Source organism: Gallintestinimicrobium propionicum, assembly GCF_025567525.1.
In the GTDB taxonomy this organism is placed as follows: domain Bacteria; phylum Bacillota; class Clostridia; order Lachnospirales; family Lachnospiraceae; genus Gallintestinimicrobium; species Gallintestinimicrobium propionicum.
In genome coordinates, this window is the sequence record NZ_JAOQJY010000037.1 from 10,049 (window position 1) to 12,283 (window position 2,235).

Genomic DNA, 2,235 nt, shown 5'->3' on the forward strand with positions numbered 1-2,235 from the left:
GCCCAGAGCAGACTGGAGCAGATGATGCCCCAGCTGGCGAAAGAAGCGGGAGCCACCGAGCAACTGAAAGCCAGCGATCCCATGAAGTGGGTGGGGCTGATGAACACTTGCAAAGCCCAGGCAGAGGAGATCCTGATGGCGGAGCTTATCAACAGCTGACCCTAAACCTGTTCCTTTCCGAAGCGGAACAGATCCAATCCATAGATGAAGCAGAGAATGTAGCGCATACATCCTCTGCTTTTTCTTTTGCCCAAAATGACATCGACCATGTGCTGCGTTTGGGCGGCAATACAGACCGTCAAAGGGAGCGTGTGGTTGCAGCCTTTGAAAAGCAGAAAACCACCGCTGAGATTGCCGAGATACTGAAAACGCTGTACCACGGCGGCAATGGCCTTGGCAGTGTGAGCGCATGGTATGCCGAGGATGGTATCCATCTTTCCCATGGGAAGTCTGTCCGTTATGACAGGTCTGCCCAGGTCATTTCCTGGGAGAGCGCCGCAGAGCGTATCGGGGAGCTTTTGGAAAGTGGTCAGTTTGCCTCCAATGTGGAGCTTGCAGAAGCGGCAGGCTATGAACGCTCCCTCCTTGCAGAAAAGCTCTGGTATCTGTATCACGATCTCAGTGAGGGTGCCAGAGAAGCCGGATATTTGTCCTGCCTGTCAGAGATCAAAGGCAATGGTTTCCCGGAGGAGACTTGCCGCCTGACGGAGCAGCTGAGTGACCCGGCTTTCCGCCAGACCCTCAAGGAAGAATACGCCGCCTTCTGGACTGCCTATCAGCAGGACCGTGACCTGTTGCGTTTTCACTATCACAGACCAAGGGAGATCTGGGAGAACCTGAAGGACCTTGACCTGCCACGCAGGACCTTTTCTTCAGACCTTTCCCAAGTGCCAACCGTTCAGCACTTCATTACCGAGGATGAGATCGACGCCGCTATGACCGGCGGCAGCAGTTTCGCCGGAGGAAAAGGCCGTATCTATGCGTTCTTCATGGCAAACCATACGGATAAGGAGAAAGTGAGATTCCTCAAAGACGAGTATGGCATTGGCGGACGCTCTCATGCCCTGTCCGGCGCAACACACAGCGGTGAAGATCACGATGGGAAAGGACTGCACTATAAAAAGCAGGACTGCCCGGATGTTCACTTGAACTGGGAAAAGGTTGCCAAGCGCATTACCTCACTTGTCCAGAAAGACCGCTATCTTACCGAACAGGAACAGGCACAGTATGACAAGATCCAGTCTGAACAGGAACTGGCCGAAGAAGATGCCATTCAAGCCCAGCAGCCGGAGATGGATGAAGAAACACCAAAGCCTACCCTTGGGGAGCAGTTTGAGCAGTATAAGCCTGTGGTGACTGCCGCCATTTCTGAGGATACCGCATACCGCAATGCCTGCGGTCATTCTGACCGTGAAAATGCTGTCATCGAGGGTAATGCCGCTGTGCGCCGTGCAGTCCTTGGTTCTAAGGATATGGAGCTGATCCGACTCTATTCGGATGTGCCGGAGTTCCGTCAGCGTTTACACCGGGAAGTGATCGACGAGACCTATCCAAAGCTCCATGAGCTTCTGCGCCCTCTTTCTCAGGAAGATATTGATACTGCCCTTTGTGCATGGAACGGCAATATCGAGAGTAAACACGCTGTTGTCCGCTATATGAAAGACCATGCAAGAGAAAAAGATACCGCCGCATGGCTGGCTCAGGAATACGGCGGCAGTAACAGCAACAGCCTGTTCGTTGTCCGTGCCGGCAGCCCGGAGGAAACGCAGCTGCCCTGGCCGAAGGTACAGCGCCGGATTGCCCAGCTCATTCAGGAGGACCGGTTCTATACCGAAGAAGAACAGGACCGTTTTGACGACATCGACCCCATCGCCATCCGGGAAGCTCTGGAAGAAAGAGGGATCGTCAACGGCCAGGTGGCAGACACGGAAAAACTGGACAATGCCCCGTTTATCCAACAGGTGATGTCAGATGCCGAGCAGATCGCAGATGCCGAGACAGAGCAGACTTCCAAAGTTTCCATTTCCGATGAGGAATATGACGCAGTTCGCCGCCCAATTCCGCAAAGAACCTCCTATGAGCCAGCCGCCCCGGTCTATGCCGTGGGCGATACCGTGTATATCGAGGATGACGCCTATCAGATCACCGAGCTGCGGGAGGACACCGTACAGCTTCTGCCCACCGGGATGGTATATCCCATCTACCGGGCAGAGCGCAAAGAACAGTTTGAGCAGC

The 2,235-nt window shown here is 54.3% G+C and carries 1 protein-coding gene and 1 pseudogene; both read left to right on the plus strand.

What is annotated here, in order from left to right; all coding sequences use genetic code 11:
- The coding region (locus OCV62_RS17620; protein WP_262588296.1) for a TnpV protein at positions 1 to 159 on the plus strand (159 nt) is incomplete at its 5' end.
- Positions 160 to 278: 119 nt separating this feature from the next.
- Positions 279 to 2,235, plus strand: a pseudogene (locus OCV62_RS17625) (SNF2-related protein); the annotation flags it as partial.